Origin of the sequence: Thalassospira alkalitolerans (assembly GCF_002115745.1) — a bacterium.
Lineage (GTDB): Bacteria > Pseudomonadota > Alphaproteobacteria > Rhodospirillales > Thalassospiraceae > Thalassospira > Thalassospira alkalitolerans.
In genome coordinates this window covers 245,914-265,644 of sequence record NZ_JFKB01000007.1, presented here as the reverse complement: position 1 = coordinate 265,644, position 19,731 = coordinate 245,914, and the positions used below count along the sequence as shown (strand labels likewise).

The following is a 19,731-nucleotide window of genomic DNA, read 5'->3' as shown; positions in this document are numbered from 1 at the left end:
CAAAACCTGTAAACACCTTTTTTAAGAAAAAGTGACAGAATTCGCGAGACGCAAAGATTTTGCGTGAAAGTACATATAAGTTTCACTTTTATGACCCGCAAGGGGGGGAGTGTAACGCCAAAACCCGGACGAACGCCTATTGCGCAGATGTTCAAGGCCGCTAAGATGCACTGATCCTGCCATCAACACGTCAGAAACCACGTTGATTGCGGCCATAAAAATTCCGGAACATCGAAATGATTCGCACAAAAACCGATAATTGCCCCCTGCCGGAACGACAATCCCCGATAAAAGTCATCGATATGCATACCGGTGGCGAGCCACTTCGGATTATCACATCAGGATATCCGACAATTCCGGGTGACGATATTCTGGCCAAGCGTCGATATGCCCGTGAGCATCTTGATCATCTGCGCAAGTTTCTAATGTTTGAACCGCGCGGCCATTACGACATGTATGGCGCGGTTCTGATCGCCCCCAGCCTGCCGGATGCCGATCTGGCGGTATTGTTCATACATAACGAAGGGTATTCGACCATGTGCGGCCATGCCATTCTGGCCCTTGGTCGCTATGCCGTTGATTACGGGATGGTCACGCCGGTTGAACCGATCACAAACGTCAATATTGAATGCCCTTGTGGATTGGTCCGGGCCGAGGTCGAAGTTACAAAAGGGAAAACCGGGGCCGTTCGATTTAAATCCGTGCCGTGCTTTATGTTTGCCGGTGATCAGGTACTAACACTGGCCAATGGCAAAACATTCAAAACCGATATCGGATATGGTGGTGCGTTCTATGCCATTCTGGATGCCGAGCAGTTTGGGCTAAAAGTTGGCGTATCGCCGGTACGGGAATTGGTCGATATAGCGCAATCGGTGTGCGAAACGGTGAATGCCAACATCAATCTGAGCCATCCTGACCATAAAGATCTGGCATTCCTGTATGGTGCGATCCTGACCGATGGCAAGGACGCATGGTCAGAGGAGCCGACACGTAATATATGTGTGTTCGCCGACAACCAGGTTGATCGTAGCCCGACCGGATCAGGTGTCAGCGCCAGACTGGCCATTCAGCATGCCAAGGGATTGATTGCCCCCGATATGACACGGCACTTTCACAGCGTGATCGGATCAGGGTTTGCCGGACGGGTTACCGGGACCACACAGTGCGGTTCCTTGCCCGCAATCATCGCCGAAATATCAGGCCAAGCTTATTACAGCGGCGAAGCGACGTTCTGGCACGAAGAAGATGACGGCATCGGACGCGGCTTCATCGTGCGTTAGGGCATCGCTTAACAATGCCCTGCTCCTAAAAAAGAAAGGGATGCGACACTTGCCTCATCCCTTTTCCATTTTCGCGTGATGCAAATATACGTTCGTCTGCGATTAGCTGGCCGTGCCATCACTCGGGCGCGCACCACGCAGGCAATCTATCAGGCTGGTTTTCGAATTATCGATGTGGGATGCAAGCAATTCGACCGCACAATCAACATCACGTGCCTTGCAGGCATCCAGAATATGGTGATGCTCGCGTTCTGCCCGATCAGTTGCCCCGGAAAGGGCCAATTGCGCCTGTGTAAAGCGGACCGTGTTATTGCCAATCATACGAACGATTTCAAGGGTCTTGGGACGGTTCGACGCACGATAAAGCCGATCATGGAATTCACGGTTAAGTTCGCCCCATTTGGAAATATCGCCAGACCGGAAAGCTTCGTCGTAGACGGCCAGAATATCTTCGATTGATTTGATGTCTTCAGGCGTCATGCGCGGCACAGCATGACGGAGCAATTCACATTCCAGCAATTTGCGGGCTTCAAACAATTCTTCGATCTCGTCCAGCGACAAATGGGCGACAATTGCCCCTTTATGCGGCTGAAAAGACACCAATCCTTCGGCATCAAGGCGCTGCAAGGCTTCGCGGACCGGAATACGCGACACATTATACTCGGCCGCAATCGCATCCTGACGCAACTGGAACCCGGCGGGGAAATCACCCGACAGAATGCGGGCGCGCAGATCCTCGGTAACCTGATCGGTAATGGTGCGGCGGGTAAAGCGCGGTGATGCGGTCATTTGTGCTCTTTATATTTGTCCAGCGCGATGACGAGCGGCTCAAGGTCCCAAAACATCACCGCCCGTTTCCACGGTCTGAAGCTATTCATACCGAGGCGTTGGTTTTCGCGCAATATAATTGCAACCCTGCCGCTACGGCATCCCAGCCTTTGAAGCAGAGAATGCCTCGGTATCGCACTTATTTCACAACAAACCCATGGGCATAGGGATCGCGATCATCAATAAAGATCGTGTTGTAACCATGCTTGCGGGCCCAGCCTTCAATGCCCGGCACCACCGCATCATAATCACCGACCTTTGTCTGTTCGACGACAGAAACGCGGAACTGTGATCCAATAATGCTTTCATGCACCAGTTCATGCGCCGGATTCCACTGCCCCTTGCCAACCAGCTGAGCCAAACGGGCAGATGATCCCGTTCCACAAGGTGAACGATCAATCCCTTTGTCGCCATAAAACACAGCGTTGCGATGCGTGCTTTCGGGCTGGGTTGGTTTGCCTGTCCATTGGATATGGGAAAGCCCCTTGATATCGGGGTGAAGCGGATGGACAAATTGGGCAACTTCGTTCAGACGGCGACGAAGTTCGGGACTAATACGTTGCAAATCGCCAACGGTATAATCCGCCATATCGCGGAAGTTTTCCTGTGGCTCGACAATCGCATAAAAATTACCGCCATAGGCCACATCGACTATGATTGGACCAAGATCAGGGCAATCGACTTCGATCCCGGTTTTATACAGGAAGGATGGCACATTGGTCAGCTTAACCGATTCCACATAATCGCCGACCTGTTTGTACTCGGCAATCACAAGCCCTGCCGGGGTTTCCAAGCGTAAAACGCCCGGTGTTTTCGGTTTTACCAAACCTTCCTCTATCGCCATGGTCACCGTACCGATGGTGCCATGGCCGCACATCGGCAAACAGCCCGACGTTTCAATAAACAGGATGGCAACATCGCAATCATCGCGGGTTGGCTCATACAGGATCGATCCCGACATAATGTCGTGGCCGCGCGGCTCAAACATCAGCCCCGTGCGGATCCAGTCATATTCAGCCAGAAAATGCGCCCGCTTTTCAAGCATGTTAGCGCCTTCAAGCTTTGGCCCGCCCCCTGCAACAACCCGCACCGGATTGCCACAAGTATGTCCATCAATACAAAAAAAGCTGTGTTTTGCCATTTGGGGCGACCTTGTCCTTAGAAACGATCAATACGATACGGGGTCATGTTAAGTGGCGCACTGTCACCATTAGCAAGATCGGCAATCAGGCGCCCTGTAGTCGCCCCCATGGTCAGGCCAAGGTGACCATGGCCAAACGAGAAGAAGACATTGTCATGCTTTGGGCTTGCAGAAATGACCGGCTTTGAATCGGGCATTGACGGGCGGAAGCCCATCCATTCGATACCGCCTTCGGAATTCAGCTTGGGCAGGACTTCGCGACCCTTGGCAAACAAAGCCTTGGCGCGATCATAATTCGGAGCAGCAACCAGCCCGCCAAGTTCAACCGCCCCCCCAACGCGAATACCCATTTCCATCGGGGTCAGGATGATGCTGTCATCGGCACTAATCACCGAACGTGATAATTTGGCATCACGATAGGGAACAGTGGTGTTATAGCCCCGCTCCGTATCAAGCGGCACACCATTGCCCAGACGCTTGGCAAGCGTTTTTGACCATGCGCCACAGGCAACGACTAGCGTATCAAATATAATCTGATCCCCGCTTGCGGTCATGACGGCACGCGGTTTGCCATCGCGATAAACGAAATCGGTAACATCAGCAGTCTGGAACTTGCCGCCGCGATCCAGAAAATGTTTGTACAGACCGGTGACGATCTTGAACGGATCAAGCACACGCCCCCAGTCTTCCTCGATCACACCACAGGGGAAGATCGGCGCAAGACCGGGTTCGAGGTCTTTGATCTCGTCCTTGGTCACATCACGAATTTTAATCCCGTTGCGACGCCGCAAGTCGATGCTGTAATCAGCCGCGCGGCGACTTTTTTCGCTGCGATAAACCGCAAGAGCGCCTTCTTTTATAAAGACAGCATCGCCAAGACCGGCTTCGGCAATGACCGGTTCATAATCTTCCCAAACACGATTAAGAATGGCCGCAATTTCGACCGTGATTTGTTCGACGCGTGGTTTGCGACTTGCCGCAAGAAACCGCAGCAACCAGGGCATCATTTTCGGCAAATATGCCCAACGGATCGAAAGCGGGCCATAGGGATCCATCAACCAGCCCGGCACATTCATCAATGTTCCCGGCATGGCAATCGGCGCACATTCACTGACTGCGATGCCCCCGGCATTACCAAAGGAAGTCCCCCGCCCCGGTTCCCCGCGATCAAGGATCGTCACCTCGAACCCTTTTTTTAAAAGTGCCAAACCGACATTGACGCCAACAATACCCGCACCGATGACAACGGCATGTCTGGCGGTCGTTTCAGAGGATGCAGGGGATGTGGAGGATGCTTTGGGTGGCTTTGACATTTCGGGGCCTCGCCTGAATTGATGTGCGTATTGTTGAAGTTTGGTTTGCTGCGGATGTCATGTCGCTGGTTTCAGATGGCAGCAAACTCCCTTGCGATGATCACAAGAGAGTTCACTGTTGCCACTAAATCACACACACATGCAATCACGCGTTGCAGGTCGGATGCAATAAATACGTTGATTCCAAACCGAAATCAGATTTTCGGGCGCGTATCGATGGCTTTTTGGATGGTTGCGCGGATGCGTTCCATTTCCTCGCCCACCAATGGCAAGCGCGGCGCGCGGACATGGGCTTTGCCAACCCCCGTCATCTCCTGAGCAAGCTTGATGTATTGTACGAGTTTGGCATGGACATCCATATGCAGAACCGGGGTGAACCAGCGATATATTTCAAGAGCTTGCTTATACTTTCCTTCGGAAAGCAGCTTCCACAGGGCAACAGATTCCTTCGGGAAGGCATCGGTAAAACCGGAAATCCAGCCAACCGCGCCCAGAACCTGTGTTTCCATGACAAGATCATCCATGCCACAGAACAGAACAAACCGATCACCGCAGGCATTGTAAATATCGGTGATACGACGCGGATCGCCCGAGCTTTCCTTGATCGCGACAAGGTTTTTAACATCGGCAAGCTGATTGAATTCTTCCGGCTTGATGTCGATGCGATAAGCACCCGGATTGTTGTAAATCATGATCGGCAGCTTGGTCTTCGCCGCAACCGACCGGAAATGTTCAATATTCTCACGCGGATCAGCGGTATAGATCATCCCTGGCAAAAGCATCAGACCATCAGCACCAAGTTCTTCGCATTTCTGCACGTAACGAATGGCCGCCGGGGTTGAATTTTCGGCCACCCCGGACAGAACTGGGATGCGCCCTTTGGTTACCTCGACAGCAAGCTTTAGGACCGCAATTTTTTCGTCCGCTTCGAGGGCAGCGTTTTCACCGACCGACCCCAGCATGACAAGGCCATCAACACCGGCCGTGATCAGGGCTTCGATTTGATGGGCGGTCATATCAAAATCAATTGAACCGTCTTCGAACATCTGGGTGGCAACGGCGGGGAATACGCCAGTCCAATTTACCTGCATGGAAAAATAACCTCCTGATTTGGCCAGACCCCCGGAAATGGGCAGACCGCTTGACCATCAACGCCCGCATGATTACGGACCAGAATGACTTGATGTATATTGTATACAAAAATTCAAATCCGATGGCAATGCGGAATTTTGCCCAAACTTAAAGGCCCCGGAAACCGGAGCCTTTTCAATTCGATAGTATCAACCTTGCTTCAAATCTTAGGATTAGGACCGGCTTGGCGCGACTGACACGCTGCTTGGCTCGCACGTAATAACATCAAGCGTTTTTCGAATGATAACAGCGTCGCAAAGCTCCTGCTCGACCATGGTGCGAGCATTACGCCCAAGTTCAAGGCGCTTTGCATCATCTTCCATCAATGTTTCAATGGCATCGGCCAAGGCAGGCGCATCACGCAACGGCACCAAAAGTCCCGTCTGATCCTGTTTTACGATTTCACGACACCCCGGCACATCGGTTGCCACTATGGCAAGACCGCAGGCCGCAGCTTCGAGCAATGATTTCGGCAACCCTTCGCGCCAGGATGGCAAAACAGCCAGATCGGATTGACGCAAAAGATCGGCAATGTCGCGACGCTTGCCCAACCACTCAACCAAACCATCCTGTTGCCAAGCAGCAAGACTTGCATCATCAGCACTGTCCGGATTTGCCGGATCGGCATCCCCAACCAACAGGATGCGATAATCCTGCCCCCTGTCTTTCAAAATGCGGGCAGCCTCAACAAGTTCGGCCAGCCCCTTGGACCATAGCATCCGGGCGACGAAAATTGCCGTTTTGCGCGGATCACTTTTCGTACCCACCGCAGATGGCGAGAATAGCGAAACATCCACCCCGGACCCCCGGATCAAAGACAAGCGGCTTTCGCGAAAGCCAAGCCCGCGCATCAGGGTAAAATCATCTTCATTCTGAACGATGACATGGATCGACTTGCACCGCGCATAAAGCCACAACAATACCGAAACCACAGAACGCACCAAGCGCGCCTTTCGCCCGTTTGAAACAAACATAAAGCCAAGTCCGGTGACCATATTGACCGACCGGCGCGCACCAACCAGTAATCCGGCAAACGCCGAAAGGACAACGCACTGAATTGCGATATTTACAATGACATCAGGATTTTCACGACGGATCAAACAGGCAAGTGCCTTGATTGTCTTAAGTGACTTAAGGGGACTAAGCCCACCACGGGCAATCGGCACATCAACAACACGGAAACCTTCGGCGCGCAGTTGTGCTGCTGCCTCATTGGCATTGCAGGCCACAACGACATCATCCCCACGGACAAGTGCGGCGCGCCCCAAACCAATACGGTGCGAAACAAAATACCAATCCTCACCACAGACAAACAATAACTTGCGCCTATGTTTTGCAGAGACAGTTTGTTGCATGTTTGCCGGTTCCATTATGAGGTTATTGGCTTTGCTAAACGCCCATCAGGCTTCCGTCAATGACGGATCGACGCGCCGGTGACGATATGATTTAATTCTGCCAACAAACTTCACCCTTAACCTGCACCAGGATCGCGCCATGACGGACATGAAGGCACTTTTGCGATTTCCCGGTGAACGACGGATTGCCATCGCCGATTGCCCAATTCCAACCTTGTTGCCCGGTACGGTTCTGGTTAGGACCGAAATATCGGTCATTAGCAACGGCACCGAACGACGGCAAACCCGACAAACGCAAAGCTCGCTGGTACAAAAGGCATGGCAACGCCCTGATCTGGTTGCCTTGACAATCAACAAATTACGGCGCGACGGATTAAGTGCGGCTGTGAATGCAGTTAACAACCGGCTTAACACCCCGATGCCAACCGGATATGCCAATTGCGGAATTATCGAAGCGATCGCATCGAATGTGACAGATTTAAAAGTCGGTCAATCGGTTGCCTGTGCCGGGTTGGGTTATGCCAATCATGCCCAGTATAATATTATCCCGCGCAATTTGGTTTGTGCCGTACCCGGAACGGTTACGGCACAAAATGCTGCCTTTACGACATTATACGCCATTGCCCTGCATGCAATTCGGCAATCAGAGATTGCAATCGGTCACCAAGTTGGTGTTGTTGGATGCGGGATCATTGGGCAACTTGTGACCCAGACGGCAATGACGGCGGGTGCCATTGTCACAACAATTGATCCATCTATGGCACGCCGCACCCTGTCAAAGACTGTCGGAGCCATCGAAACATTTAGCGAAATCAATCTCGTTACCCCGGACAAGTTTGATGTGATCTTTCTGTGCACGGATGATAACGGCACAAAAAAACTGATCGAGGCGGCGACACGTCTTTGCCGGGATCGCGGGATAATCGTTTGTGTTGGCGACGTTGCGGCCAATGCAGCACGCGAAACGCTTTATCGCAAGGAACTAACAATCCGCCAGGTACGGTCCTATGGCCCCGGCCGATATGATCCGAATTACGAAGAACTTGGCCATGATTATCCCATCGGGCATGTCCGTTGGACCATCAATCGCAATATGCAGACGGCCCTTGCCCTGATGGCCTGCGGCAAGCTTGACCCTGCACCACTTATTACCCATGAAATTGAGCTTGAGGATGCGGCAGATTTCCTTTCAAAACCGTCTTCACTCGATAACGTTGCAACCCTTATTCAATACAAGCGATCACCACCCCAAAAACCTAAAAATGACGCATATCCGGCAACAACACCGACCAGCGGCACCATCCGGATCGGATTGATCGGTGCGGGTCATTATCTTGGTGGAACATTGCTGCCCCGCCTGACGCACCATCAAGGCGTTGCCATTCGCATGGTTACATCACAACGCGGCCTGTCGGCATTGGCAATCACCCGCAAGATTTCTGGTGCAACTGCCGTTTCCAATGCGGATGAAATCTTTGCCGATGACACCATCAATACCGTTATCATTGCAACCCGCCATGACAGCCACACCGATATTGCCGCCAAGGCATTGAAAGCTGGCAAGCATGTCTGGCTGGAAAAACCGCTTTGTGTAAACCACGAACAGATCAACACCCTGAAAGAAGTCGCAGCCCAAAACGGGCCACAGGTCTTTATGATCGGGCACAATCGCCGTTACGCACCAATGGCAACGATCCTGAAAACCCATTTGCCAAACAGCCCAGTACAATACCGATATCAGGTTAGAACCAGCGACCTGCCCAAAGACCATTGGCTGCATCAACCTTCACAAGGCGGCCGCACAATCGGAGAAATCAGTCATTTCATCGATCTGATCTGCTTTCTTGAAGGCACGACACCAATCGAATTACGGTGCGAATGGATTGATCGAAAGGCGGGTGACAGCATCTGGCATTTTGTCTTTGCTGATGGATCACGTGGCGAGGTTTCCTATCTGCAAAAGGCAGGGAAAAACACACCGAAAGAAGTTCTGGAAATATCCGCCCCCGGCTTTGATGCCAAACTTACCGATTGGCGCAAACTTGATATCCACGGAAAATCACCCCTGCACAAGCGCAACTGGCTTGGCCCGAACAAGGGCCAAAACGATGCCATCACATGCTTTATCCGCGCCATCCGCGATGGAGCACACGATACAAGGATGCCCGGCTTGCACGCGGAAATCAGTCTTATGGACATGATCCTAACCGCAGCAGAAAACAGTTGATCGATCCGGCTACCACCCTATGGAGCGGCGTAAAGCACAAGCAGAGGCAAGGTAATCACACTGATCAGCGTTGTGATCAGGATTGTTGTCGATGACCGATCAATACAAACGTTATAGCTGCCCGCAATGATCGCAACATTGGCACCAGCCGGAAGGGCCGCAATCAATGTCACAATCGTTAGCCAAAGCGGCTCAAGATCAAAAACAAAATGCCCAACGGCAAACACAACAAGCGGCTGGATAAACATCTTTGAAACCGTGCACAGCAAACTGGCACTGATATTACCGCGAACCGACTGGCCATAAAGCCCTGCACCGACAAGAAGCAAGGCAATCGTCGGCCCAGCCGTCCGGAAACGTTCCAGCGTGCCATCAACCATTTCAGGCAACCGCAATTTGACGAGCGAGGCAATCGTACCAAGGATAATGGCGATAATGATCGGATTACGTAAAACGCGTAAAACACTGTGACCGACACTTGGCAGCCAATGCCCGCCAGATGAGCGTGAACCTTCGACAATCATAATCGTCAGACCAAGCAGGGTCAGCGGATGGATCGACAGGATAATCAAAAGCGGCACAAGGCCTTCTTCGCCGTAAACGGCCTGGATCAGCGGAATACCCAGAAGAACAATGTTGGAAAACACACCGCCAACAGCGGTTACCGCCGCCTCGTCGGTGCGGGCCTTAAGAAAGCTTCGCGCGATAAAGAACACCAGCGCGAAATTCAACAGAACGCCGATATAGTAACTTCCCCACAGCCGAAGATCGAAATGTGCACTGATATCGGATTGCGACAGGGTCTGAAACAGCATTGCCGGAATAAAGGCATTCATGGCGATACGCGCCAGAAACGGGATACCCTCGCGGCTGATGATCCGAAAACGGGTCAAGCCATAACCACACAGGATCGTCAGGAAAACAGGCCCGACTTTTCCGACAATCAGATCAAGCATTATTCCCCTGCCCGGCTTTGTGATTTCATATGAGGTACGGGGTAATCGAACCCGTAAAAGAAAAGGCGACGCATTTCAGCGTCGCCCGATATTAACCAGCAAATTCAATGCTGACCAGCCTGTTAAATCACATAACAACCGGCAATGGATTACGATGGATCGGTTTGAACCCGTTTGACCGCATCTTTCCACCCGGCCAACAGATGATCGCGGCGCCTACTTTCAAGGTTGGATTTGAATTCGGCATCAAGGTGCCAATTCGCAGCAATATGATCAAGATCGTGATAAATACCCGCTTGCAATCCGGCAAGATAGGCCGCCCCAAGGGCTGTGGTTTCCGTCACCATCGGGCGCTGAACCGGAATTTCAAGGATATCAGACAGATATTGGCACAGCCAATCATTGGCAACCATGCCGCCATCAACCCGGACCGCCTTTGGGGAAACCCCATCTGCCGCCATGGCTTCAAACAAGTCAAAGGTCTGATAACAAACGCTTTCAAGTGCCGCACGGACGAATTCGCGTGGTCCGGTATCACGCGTCAGGCCGAAAATGGCTCCGCGTGCATCCGGGTCCCAATAAGGTGCACCAAGACCGGTAAATGCCGGGACAAGATAAACCCCGTGATTATCATCAAGTGATTTAGCCAGTCCTTCGCTTTCGGCCGCGGATTTGATAATGCCAAGCCCATCCCGCAACCATTGCACCGCCGCCCCGGCAACAAAGATCGCCCCTTCGATGGCATAGCTGGTTTTACCGTTCAGGCGGTATCCCACAGTGGTCAGCAACCGATGTTGCGATGTCACCGCCTCATCCCCGGTGTTGAGGATCACGAAACAGCCGGTGCCATAGGTGCTTTTGATATCGCCGGGTTCAAAACAACATTGCCCAAAAGCCGCTGCCTGCTGATCACCGGCCATGCCCAGAACCGGGATTTCACGCCCGAACAGCGCTGCATCAACCATCCCGAAATCAGCCGCGCAATCCTTGACCACCGGCAACATTGCCTTGGGCACCCGGAAGATGTCGCAAAGCTTATCGTCCCAAGCATTTTTGCGGATGTTGAAAAGATTGGTCCGTGCCGCATTCGTCGCATCGGTCGCATGGGATGTGCCGCCGGTCAGACGCCACAACAGAAATGAATCGACCGTGCCAAAAGCAAGGTCACCTTGCTCGGCGCGGGCGCGGGCGCCCGTCACATGATCCAAAATCCATGCAACTTTGGTTGCCGAGAAATATGGATCAATCAAAAGACCACTTCGATTATTCACATCTGCTTCAAGCGCCGGATCGTGCTTTTTCAATTCATGGCAAACCAATGCCGTGCGACGATCCTGCCAGACAATGGCGTTATAAACCGCCTTGCCAGTTTTTCGATCCCAGACCACCGTGGTTTCGCGCTGATTGGTGATGCCGATGGCGGCAACATTGGCAATATCGACATGGGACAACGCTTCGCGGCACACCGCGACCACAGTATTCCACAAATCTTCAGGGTCATGTTCGACCCAGCCGCTATTGGGAAAATGTTGCGGGAATTCCTGTTGCGCGACCGCCACCGAGCGTCCATTGGCATCAAAAACAATGGCGCGCGAACTTGTGGTGCCTTGGTCGATCGCCAGAATATAGCGCGTATCGGTCATTTTGGTATTCCTCCCAAGCCGACAGTTGATCTGCCGTACTGTCACAGCCCATCGCGACAAGTGATTTTCACCTCGTCGTCGGCCGGTTCAACTGATTTTGTCTTTCTATTTAGAAAACATTTGACCGAAAAAACAATTCGTTTTCGAACATTTGATCAAATTTCTTGATCCGCAGCCCATCAAGTTTGGCAGCACGAATACAAAAATGCTATCAAAGACAATCAGTTACAACACAGTATCCCGGCTCGATCATTCATCAGGAAAATTACCGCAATGATCATTGATCTGGTCTATGGCACCCGTCCCAACCTGATCAAGGCTGCCGCCCTTTATCTGGCTTGGCAGGAAAAACGAGATGTTATGCCGTTTGCATTGCGTCTGATTGATACAGGCCAACATTGGGACCCGACGCTTTCGGATGGGTTACGTATGGCCCTTGGCCTTCCTGCCCCGCATTACCGATTGGGAATCGGACAGGCAGGCATTGATCGTCCTGCCATCATTGCAAAAGCCAGCGCCGCCTATTGTACAATCCTGCGAAAGTCCCCTGCTCACGCCACCATCGTGATTGGCGATGTGAACGGATCGCTGGGCATTGCCAAGGCGGTAAAGTCCGCCCCAAACGACAAGATGCCCCTAATCCATCTTGAAGCCGGTTTACGTGGTGGTTTTGATGCAATTGCCGAGGAAACCAACCGCATCAAAATCGATGCCCTGTGCGATATACATTGGGCACCAGATACCTCATCTGTCGAAAACCTGCTTGCCGAAGGGATCACGGCCAATCATATCCACCAGGTCGGCAATATCGTTATCGATGCGATGGTGCGTTTTGGCGGTCAGAAGATCGAGGGACCATCGCTCGATAAGGGCAACGGCCCCGTGCTTTTGACACTTCATCGAGCAGAAAACATTGATGATATCGTTCGGCTTTCATCAATCATAGAAGCCATCATCACCCTTTCAAAAAACACCAAAATCATCTGGCCGCTTCATCCGCGTGCGCAAGATGCTCTTGCGCAAAGCGGTCTGTGGCGCCGCATCCGTGATACGGCAAACATCCAGATTAGCGCGCCAATGCTTTATCCGGCATTCCTGAGCGCGCTTGCTGATTGCGCCTGCGTGATTACGGATTCCGGCGGGATCATTGATGAATGCGCATGGCTTGGAAAACCGGGTTGTATCCTGCGTCCCACCACTGAACGGGCTGCAACGCTGCGCGCATCCGGATTGCGCTTGTGCGAGCCCGCCAATCTTGAACAAACCGCAATTGATTTAATCAACAACCCCGATCCGCCCGCGCCCTATCGTCCGGAATACTGGGATGGCAAGGCGGCAGACCGCATGCTGCAGACGCTTATGATGCTTGCCCGGTAAATTTTGCGCCCTAATAGCGGCACGGGATTTGCAACTGCAAGACGAAGGTTTCCGTTTTATCGGCAGTATTTTCCCATGGAGGATCGGGATGGCATTATTTGACACCCTGATGAGCATCACCAACACCGCGTCCAGCGCCAAAAGCACCTATGCATCGGCCAAGACCATTGCTTCGAATAGCCAGCCCCTGCCCGAGGACGACAAGGAAGAAAATTCCGAGATCGCCTATATCAAAGAGCATGGCTTCACGACCTATGTGAAAGAGATCGAAGACCGCAAGATCGAAGAAATGCGCCGCAAGATCCTGCAATCCATGGGACTGGACGAAAACGCGCTGTCCGAAATGAGCGCGACCGAGCGTCAGGCCCTTGAAAAAGCCATTGCCGATGCGATTGAGCAAAAGCTGAATGGCGCGACACTGGTCAATCAGCAAAATAGCGGTGACGAAACTCCGTCCGAGCACCGTGACCGCATGCAGGCCGAAATTGCGTTTAACCCGCGCATGTTTGACGTATTCACCAGTCTTCAGTCGGAACTATCAGACGGTTCGGTTCAAGCCATCACCCCCGATGACAAGAAAGAACAGGATGACGCCGCCTGATTGGCATATTCCTAGCAAGATGCACAAAGGGCGCTGCAATAACGCAAGCGCCCTTTGTTCTTAAAATCGAAAATGCCCGGAAAGCTTAATCGTCAATGCCCGCCATGCAGACATATTTGACTTCGAGGTAATCTTCGACACCGTATTTCGATCCTTCGCGACCGATCCCCGATTGCTTGTAACCACCAAACGGGGCGACCTCGGTCGCAATCACACCAGCATTGACACCGACCAAACCACTTTCAAGCCCTTCGGCCATTTTCCAGATACGGCTGATGTCGCGCGAATAGAAATAGGACGCCAAGCCGAACTCGGAATCATTGGCCATTTCAAGCGCTTCATCATCGCTATGGAAGCGGATCAGCGGTGCCATCGGACCAAAAGTTTCTTCACGGAAAACCAGCATATCGCGGTTGGCATCGGCAATCACGGTCGGCTCAAAGAAGCTGCCGCCCTTTGCATGACGTTTACCACCAGTCAGAATACGACCGCCCTTTGACAGGGCGTCTGCGATCTGGTTCTCAACCTTTTCAACAGCCTTTTCCGTGATCAGCGGGCCAAGAACAACGCCGTCCTCGGCACCATTGCCAACTTTCATTTCTGATACCTTGGCGGCATATTTTTCAGCAAACTCGTCATAAATCGCGTCATGGATGAAAAAGCGGTTAGCACAGACACAGGTCTGGCCGCTATTGCGGTATTTCGACGCAATAGCCCCATCGACGGCCGCATCAATATCGGCATCTTCGCACACGATAAACGGCGCATTGCCGCCCAGTTCAAGACTGATTTTTTTGACCGTATCGGCACATTGGCGCATCAACAAACGACCAACGGCGGTTGACCCGGTAAAGGTCAGCTTGCGAACCGTCGGGTTTTCGGTCATTTCGGCACCGATTGTCTTGGCATCGCCAGTAACAATCGACAAAAGCCCCTTGGGCAAACCGGCGCGTTCGGCCAAAACCGCCATGGCAAGGGCCGAAAACGGCGTTTCGATTGCCGGTTTGACAACCATCGCACAACCAACCGCCAATGCCGGCGCGGCCTTGCGCGTGATCATTGCAGTTGGGAAGTTCCACGGCGTAATCGCCGCACAGACACCAACCGGTTCCTTAAGCACGATCACACGTCGGCCCTGCGCGAACGTCGGGATCACATCACCATAGATACGTTTGCCTTCTTCGGCAAACCACTGCAGGAACGATGACGCATAGGCAATTTCACCACGTGCTTCCGCCAATGGTTTGCCTTGTTCGGCCGTCATCAGGCGGGCGAGGTCTTCCTGATTTTCCATCATCAGGTCATACCATTTCATCAAAACGGCGGACCGTTCCTTGGCCGTGCGTTTCTTCCACTGCTTTTGCGCTTTTTCCGCGACATCAATCGCATGCGCAACCGCATCACGGCCCAGAACCGGCACAGTGCCAAGCACTTCGCCAGTTGCCGGGTTGGTCACCTGTTCGGTCTTGCCATCAGGTGCATCAACCCATTCACCGCCGATATAGGCCTGCTGGGTGAAGAGTGACGGGTCTTTAAGAGAAACCATAGGAATGCCTCCGAAATATTGCTTTTGGGATCGACGCAAGAAAATCATGACCATGATCTAGTTCGATCCGTGATGGTTGCCACATCTTCGCAAGGAAAAAGCAGGTTTGGCAATCGCAAACACCTTGGCGACGACGCTTTGCAACAAGATTGCGTGGATGATGCGATCCATCCCGTTTTTTCGCAGAACCGGCCAAGATCATTCAATTCCATGTGCCCAACTGCCATTTCCGGGCAAAGGTTGCATTAGAAACACATCTTTTGGGCGCGTGGTTTGTGCCCAGCCGGCACAACCTATGCTGATTATTTTTTTTCGGATTCAAACGATTCTCGACAAAACCTCTGATCGAAACAGTGCGAGTTCAACACAAACGCCAAGATCATCCACAGGTCAACCGAACAAGTATCTCCATAAATACAACAACTTAAACCCTACTCACCTTATTTCATTCGCGAAAATTAAAATTCTAAATAATTTTCGCTTGCAATTATTTTTGGTGGTTCGTAACGTTTTTGAAAGAATAGAACGACAGTTGAGAACATCTGTCACAAATCAGGGCAATCAGGGAGGAATCGGTTGCTCAATTCCGAGACATACGACATTGCCATTATCGGCGGCGGCATCAATGGCGCAGGCATTGCGCGTGATGCTTCTGGCCGCGGCCTTAAGGTCTTTCTTTGCGAAAAGAATGACCTTGCGAGTGCGACATCGTCGGCCAGCACCAAGCTGATCCATGGCGGGTTGCGCTATCTTGAACATTACGAATTCCGGCTGGTCCGCGAGGCCCTGATTGAACGTGAAGTGCTTTTGAATGCTGCCCCGCACATCATCTGGCCCCTGCGTTTCGTTCTGCCCCATGTCAAAGGATTGCGTCCGGCATGGATGATCCGGCTGGGCTTGTTCCTGTATGATCATCTTGGCGGTCGTAAAAAACTGCCCGGTTCCAAAGGTATTCGCCTGAAACAGCATGTTGCCGGTGCGCCATTGATGCCCGGCATGGAAAAGGCATTCGTCTATTCCGATTGCTGGGTACAGGATGCCCGCCTTGTTGTCCTTAATGCGATGGATGCCCGTGATCGTGGTGCCGATATCCGGGTTGGCACAGAATGTATTTTTGCCAAACGCCAAGGTGACCTTTGGTCCGTGACGGTCCGCGATCATGCGGGCGAGCACGTGATCAAGGCCCGTTCACTGGTGAATGCATCCGGTCCATGGTGCGCCGAAGTTTTGGAAAATCGTGTCGAAGCCAAAAAGAAACAGGGCATTCGCATGGTTCAGGGCAGCCATATCGTGGTGCCAAAACTGTTTGACCATGATTATTGCTATATCTTCCAGAACCCGGACGGGCGCATTGTTTTTGCCATTCCCTATGAACAGGATTTTACCCTGATCGGCACCACGGACCGCGATTACAAAGGCGATCCGTCCAAGGTCGCGATCAGTGCGGATGAAACAAAATATCTGTGCGAACTGGCCAACACCTATTTCGCACATAAGATTTCACCAACCGACGTCGTTTGGGCCTATTCGGGTGTCCGACCGCTTTATGGCGATGGATCAGAAGACGCATCGCAAGTCACCCGTGATTATGTCCTTGAAATTGACAATGGTGACAAGGGTGCGCCGCTACTGAACATCTATGGCGGCAAAATCACCACCTATCGCAAACTTGCCGAAGCCGCGATGAGCAAACTTTCCCCCTGTCTCGGGGTGGATGATGATCGCTGGACCGATCAGGTGGCACTTCCGGGCGGCGATATGCCCGACGGTGATTTCGACAGCTATCTTGCTGCAACGCAAAAGAAATTTCCGTGGATTCCATCTGCACAACTCTACCGCTACGTGCGAAACTACGGCACACTGATCCATACCATCATTGGCGATGCATCCGACCTTGCGGGGCTGGGTACGCATCTTGGTGATGATATTTACGAATGCGAACTGCGCTATCTGGCGGATCAGGAATGGGCACGCACAGCCGAAGACGTTTTGTGGCGTCGATCCAAACTTGGCCTGCATCTGTCAAAAGATACCCAAACCGCCATTGCGCAATGGTTTGCAACTGCAACGAAATCGAATAACGCCGTGAAAACGGGCGAAGGAACAAATGTGAAATGACCCTTACGCTTGAAAACATAACCAAGACCATGGGGGCGGAAACCCACATCGACGACGTGTCAATATCGCTGGAGCCGGGATCGTTTAACGTCCTTTTGGGACGGACGCAGGCAGGCAAGACAACGTTGATGCGCATTATGGCGGGGCTTGAACCGCCAACCAAAGGTCGCATTCTGGTTAATGGGAATAATGTTACGGGCATGCCCGTCCAAAAGCGCAATGTCGCCATGGTCTATCAGCAATTCATCAATTATCCGTCGATGAACGTCTATGACAACATTGCATCCCCCTTGAAATTGCAGGGTGTAAACACGGCCGAAATCGAACGTCGCGTAAAATCCACCGCCGAGTTGATGCATATCGAACATCTGCTGGATCGTCTGCCACAGGAACTTTCCGGTGGTCAGCAACAACGTACCGCCATGGCACGTGCCATGGTCAAGGATTGCACCTTGTTGCTGCTTGACGAGCCACTGGTGAACCTGGATTACAAATTGCGCGAAGAATTGCGCGAAGAAATTCCGAACCTTTTGGCCAAACGCGACACCATTGTTGTCTATGCCACAACCGAACCGATGGAAGCTCTTCTTTTGGGCGGGAAATGTGCCGTCATGCACGAAGGCCGCGTAACCCAGTTCGGACCAACCACACAGGTTTATCACAACCCGGCCTATGTCGAGACCGGCCTGATTTTCTCCGATCCGCCGATCAATCTGGTCAAGGCCGAAATCCGTGACAAGGCGCTTTATCTGGCAAGCGGCCATCAGGTTCCACTTGCCGGGCATTTGTCGAACCTTGCGAACGGCAATTATACCATCGGTGTGCGCGCCAACCATCTTTCGGTCGATGCAACCGGGCCCGATTGCATTGCGATGCAGGGACAGGTCGAACTGGCCGAAATCACCGGTTCGGAAACCTTTGTCCATGTTCACTTCAACGATGTTTCGTGGGTGATCCAGGAAGAAGGCGTTCACAACCCGCGGCTTGGCGAAGCCACCACGTTCTATGTCGATCCCAAACGTCTGTTTGCCTATGACGCCAATGATCGCCTTGTGGCAGCGCCGCCTGTTGAAATTCAAAACGGCAAGGCCGCCTGAGGGAATGAATTAAAATGGCACGTATCGATCTTAAAAACCTTGCGCATTCATACTTTCCCGATCCCAAATCGGACGAAGACTATGCCCTTCGCCGGATGGAACATGTCTGGGAAGATGGCGGTGCCTATGCCCTTTTGGGGCCATCAGGCTGTGGCAAGACCACATTGCTTAATATCATTTCCGGGCTTCTGGCACCGTCCGAGGGACAAGTCCTGTTTGACGGCAAGGATGTTACCAATTTGGCGCCCGAAGAACGCAATATCGCACAGGTTTTCCAGTTCCCGGTCATCTACGACACCATGACGGTTTATGAAAACCTTGCCTTTCCCCTGCGCAACCGTGGTGTTGATCCCAAACGGGTTGACGAACGGGTTCGTGAAATCGCCGAGATGCTTGATCTTACCGGAAAGCTAAAGCAAAAAGCGCGCGGCCTTGGCGCCGATGAAAAACAAACCATCTCGCTTGGTCGTGGTCTTGTGCGCGATGATGTGTCGGCCATCCTGTTTGATGAGCCACTGACCGTGATCGACCCGCATCTGAAATGGGTATTACGCCGCAAATTAAAGGAAATTCACAACAAACTGCGCCCGACCATGGTTTATGTCACCCATGATCAGGTCGAAGCCCTGACCTTTGCCGACAAGGTCGTTGTCATGTATGGCGGCAAGGTCGTGCAATTGGGCACTCCGCAGGAACTGTTTGAAAATCCGGCCCATACCTTTGTCGGTTATTTCATCGGCAGCCCGGGCATGAACATCTTACCGTGCAATATCGATGCCGGTGCGGCCTGGATCGATGGTAAACGCATCGCCCTTTCCGATCACCACATGAATGCCATTTCCAAGGCATCAGGCCCGATTGAACTTGGCATTCGTCCCGAATTCCTGCGCATCGACACCGATAACAGCACCGAAGGCGACGACGGAATCGAGGTCAATATCATCAAGGTCGAAGACCTCGGCCAATATAAAATCGCGACCACCCGGTTCGGCAATGCCGAACTGAAGGTCAAGATTGGCGAAGATCAACAGATCCACGGCCAAAGCGGTATCCTTCGGTTTGCACCGAAATGGACCAAGCTTTACGCCGACAGTCAGCTGGTCGCATGAGGGGGATGG

Annotated in this window: 15 protein-coding genes; 7 read left to right on the top strand and 8 right to left on the bottom strand. The window is 52.3% G+C overall.

What is annotated here, in order from left to right; genetic code table 11:
• Positions 1–236 precede the first annotated feature (236 nt).
• Positions 237–1,280 carry a proline racemase family protein gene (locus TALK_RS12215; RefSeq protein WP_085619229.1) on the top strand — a complete coding sequence of 348 codons (1,044 nt, stop codon included), beginning with the start codon at positions 237–239 and terminating at the stop codon, positions 1,278–1,280.
• A 102-nt stretch (positions 1,281–1,382) separates the two neighbouring features.
• On the opposite strand, the gene TALK_RS12210 is transcribed toward TALK_RS12215, so the two are convergent.
• The 5 genes from TALK_RS12210 to TALK_RS12190 all read right to left on the bottom strand — a co-directional run bounded on the left by TALK_RS12210 (position 1,383) and on the right by TALK_RS12190 (position 7,048).
• Positions 1,383–2,069 (bottom strand): GntR family transcriptional regulator, encoded by a 687-nt coding sequence (locus tag TALK_RS12210; RefSeq protein ID WP_085619227.1) that lies wholly within the window; start codon positions 2,067–2,069, stop codon positions 1,383–1,385.
• Positions 2,070–2,247: 178 nt separating this feature from the next.
• Positions 2,248–3,249: a 4-hydroxyproline epimerase gene (locus TALK_RS12205; protein WP_085619225.1), complete on the bottom strand. Its 1,002-nt coding sequence runs from the start codon at positions 3,247–3,249 to the stop codon at positions 2,248–2,250.
• A gap of 17 nt (positions 3,250–3,266) precedes the next feature.
• Positions 3,267–4,562: an NAD(P)/FAD-dependent oxidoreductase gene (locus TALK_RS12200; protein ID WP_085619224.1), complete on the bottom strand. Its 1,296-nt coding sequence runs from the start codon at positions 4,560–4,562 to the stop codon at positions 3,267–3,269.
• A 194-nt stretch (positions 4,563–4,756) separates the two neighbouring features.
• Positions 4,757–5,653: a dihydrodipicolinate synthase family protein gene (locus TALK_RS12195; RefSeq protein ID WP_085619222.1), complete on the bottom strand. Its 897-nt coding sequence runs from the start codon at positions 5,651–5,653 to the stop codon at positions 4,757–4,759.
• 213 nt (positions 5,654–5,866) lie between these two features.
• The gene (locus TALK_RS12190; protein ID WP_169715018.1) at positions 5,867–7,048 is read right to left on the bottom strand and encodes a glycosyltransferase family 4 protein; all 1,182 of its coding nucleotides are present in this window, start codon (positions 7,046–7,048) and stop codon (positions 5,867–5,869) included.
• Positions 7,049–7,187: 139 nt separating this feature from the next.
• On the opposite strand from TALK_RS12190, the gene TALK_RS12185 reads away from it, so the two are divergent.
• The gene (locus tag TALK_RS12185) at positions 7,188–9,275 is read left to right on the top strand and encodes a bi-domain-containing oxidoreductase (RefSeq protein WP_085619218.1); all 2,088 of its coding nucleotides are present in this window, start codon (positions 7,188–7,190) and stop codon (positions 9,273–9,275) included.
• 17 nt (positions 9,276–9,292) lie between these two features.
• Here TALK_RS12185 and TALK_RS12180 read toward each other — a convergent pair whose 3' ends face one another.
• Positions 9,293–10,231 carry an AEC family transporter gene (locus TALK_RS12180; RefSeq protein ID WP_085619216.1) on the bottom strand — a complete coding sequence of 313 codons (939 nt, stop codon included), beginning with the start codon at positions 10,229–10,231 and terminating at the stop codon, positions 9,293–9,295.
• Between the two features lie 149 nt (positions 10,232–10,380).
• Entirely contained in the window at positions 10,381–11,874 is a 1,494-nt protein-coding gene (glpK, locus tag TALK_RS12175; RefSeq protein WP_085619214.1) for a glycerol kinase GlpK, read from the bottom strand.
• Between the two features lie 273 nt (positions 11,875–12,147).
• On the opposite strand from glpK, the gene TALK_RS12170 reads away from it, so the two are divergent.
• Both TALK_RS12170 and TALK_RS12165 read left to right on the top strand, forming a co-directional pair.
• Complete coding sequence (locus TALK_RS12170) at positions 12,148–13,251, top strand: UDP-N-acetyl glucosamine 2-epimerase (protein WP_085619212.1); 1,104 nt, start codon at positions 12,148–12,150, stop codon at positions 13,249–13,251.
• Between the two features lie 88 nt (positions 13,252–13,339).
• Positions 13,340–13,852 carry a hypothetical protein gene (locus TALK_RS12165; RefSeq protein WP_085619210.1) on the top strand — a complete coding sequence of 171 codons (513 nt, stop codon included), beginning with the start codon at positions 13,340–13,342 and terminating at the stop codon, positions 13,850–13,852.
• Positions 13,853–13,937: 85 nt separating this feature from the next.
• On the opposite strand, the gene TALK_RS12160 is transcribed toward TALK_RS12165, so the two are convergent.
• Complete coding sequence (locus TALK_RS12160) at positions 13,938–15,398, bottom strand: NAD-dependent succinate-semialdehyde dehydrogenase (protein WP_085619208.1); 1,461 nt, start codon at positions 15,396–15,398, stop codon at positions 13,938–13,940.
• A 576-nt stretch (positions 15,399–15,974) separates the two neighbouring features.
• Between TALK_RS12160 and glpD the strand changes: the two genes are divergently transcribed.
• The 3 genes from glpD to TALK_RS12140 are packed head-to-tail and all read left to right on the top strand — an operon-like array spanning position 15,975 to position 19,722.
• Positions 15,975–17,516, top strand: a complete 1,542-nt coding sequence (gene glpD / locus TALK_RS12150) for a glycerol-3-phosphate dehydrogenase (RefSeq protein WP_085619204.1) — start codon at positions 15,975–15,977, stop codon at positions 17,514–17,516.
• Entirely contained in the window at positions 17,513–18,613 is a 1,101-nt protein-coding gene (locus TALK_RS12145; protein ID WP_085619202.1) for an ABC transporter ATP-binding protein, read from the top strand. Before glpD ends, TALK_RS12145 begins: the two co-directional genes overlap by 4 nt.
• A 14-nt stretch (positions 18,614–18,627) precedes the next feature.
• Positions 18,628–19,722 carry an ABC transporter ATP-binding protein gene (locus TALK_RS12140; protein WP_085619201.1) on the top strand — a complete coding sequence of 365 codons (1,095 nt, stop codon included), beginning with the start codon at positions 18,628–18,630 and terminating at the stop codon, positions 19,720–19,722.
• Positions 19,723–19,731: the final 9 nt, after the last annotated feature.

What these genes read in the sequence shown, in the direction of transcription:
- TALK_RS12215 (WP_085619229.1), top strand. Translation starts at nt 237, where the DNA reads ATGATTCGCACAAAAACCGATAATTGCCCCCTGCCGGAACGACAATCC.
- TALK_RS12210 (WP_085619227.1), bottom strand. Translation starts at nt 2,069, where the DNA reads ATGACCGCATCACCGCGCTTTACCCGCCGCACCATTACCGATCAGGTT.
- TALK_RS12205 (WP_085619225.1), bottom strand. Translation starts at nt 3,249, where the DNA reads ATGGCAAAACACAGCTTTTTTTGTATTGATGGACATACTTGTGGCAAT.
- TALK_RS12200 (WP_085619224.1), bottom strand. Translation starts at nt 4,562, where the DNA reads ATGTCAAAGCCACCCAAAGCATCCTCCACATCCCCTGCATCCTCTGAA.
- TALK_RS12195 (WP_085619222.1), bottom strand. Translation starts at nt 5,653, where the DNA reads ATGCAGGTAAATTGGACTGGCGTATTCCCCGCCGTTGCCACCCAGATG.
- TALK_RS12190 (WP_169715018.1), bottom strand. Translation starts at nt 7,048, where the DNA reads ATGCAACAAACTGTCTCTGCAAAACATAGGCGCAAGTTATTGTTTGTC.
- TALK_RS12185 (WP_085619218.1), top strand. Translation starts at nt 7,188, where the DNA reads ATGACGGACATGAAGGCACTTTTGCGATTTCCCGGTGAACGACGGATT.
- TALK_RS12180 (WP_085619216.1), bottom strand. Translation starts at nt 10,231, where the DNA reads ATGCTTGATCTGATTGTCGGAAAAGTCGGGCCTGTTTTCCTGACGATC.
- glpK (WP_085619214.1), bottom strand. Translation starts at nt 11,874, where the DNA reads ATGACCGATACGCGCTATATTCTGGCGATCGACCAAGGCACCACAAGT.
- TALK_RS12170 (WP_085619212.1), top strand. Translation starts at nt 12,148, where the DNA reads ATGATCATTGATCTGGTCTATGGCACCCGTCCCAACCTGATCAAGGCT.
- TALK_RS12165 (WP_085619210.1), top strand. Translation starts at nt 13,340, where the DNA reads ATGGCATTATTTGACACCCTGATGAGCATCACCAACACCGCGTCCAGC.
- TALK_RS12160 (WP_085619208.1), bottom strand. Translation starts at nt 15,398, where the DNA reads ATGGTTTCTCTTAAAGACCCGTCACTCTTCACCCAGCAGGCCTATATC.
- TALK_RS12145 (WP_085619202.1), top strand. Translation starts at nt 17,513, where the DNA reads ATGACCCTTACGCTTGAAAACATAACCAAGACCATGGGGGCGGAAACC.
- TALK_RS12140 (WP_085619201.1), top strand. Translation starts at nt 18,628, where the DNA reads ATGGCACGTATCGATCTTAAAAACCTTGCGCATTCATACTTTCCCGAT.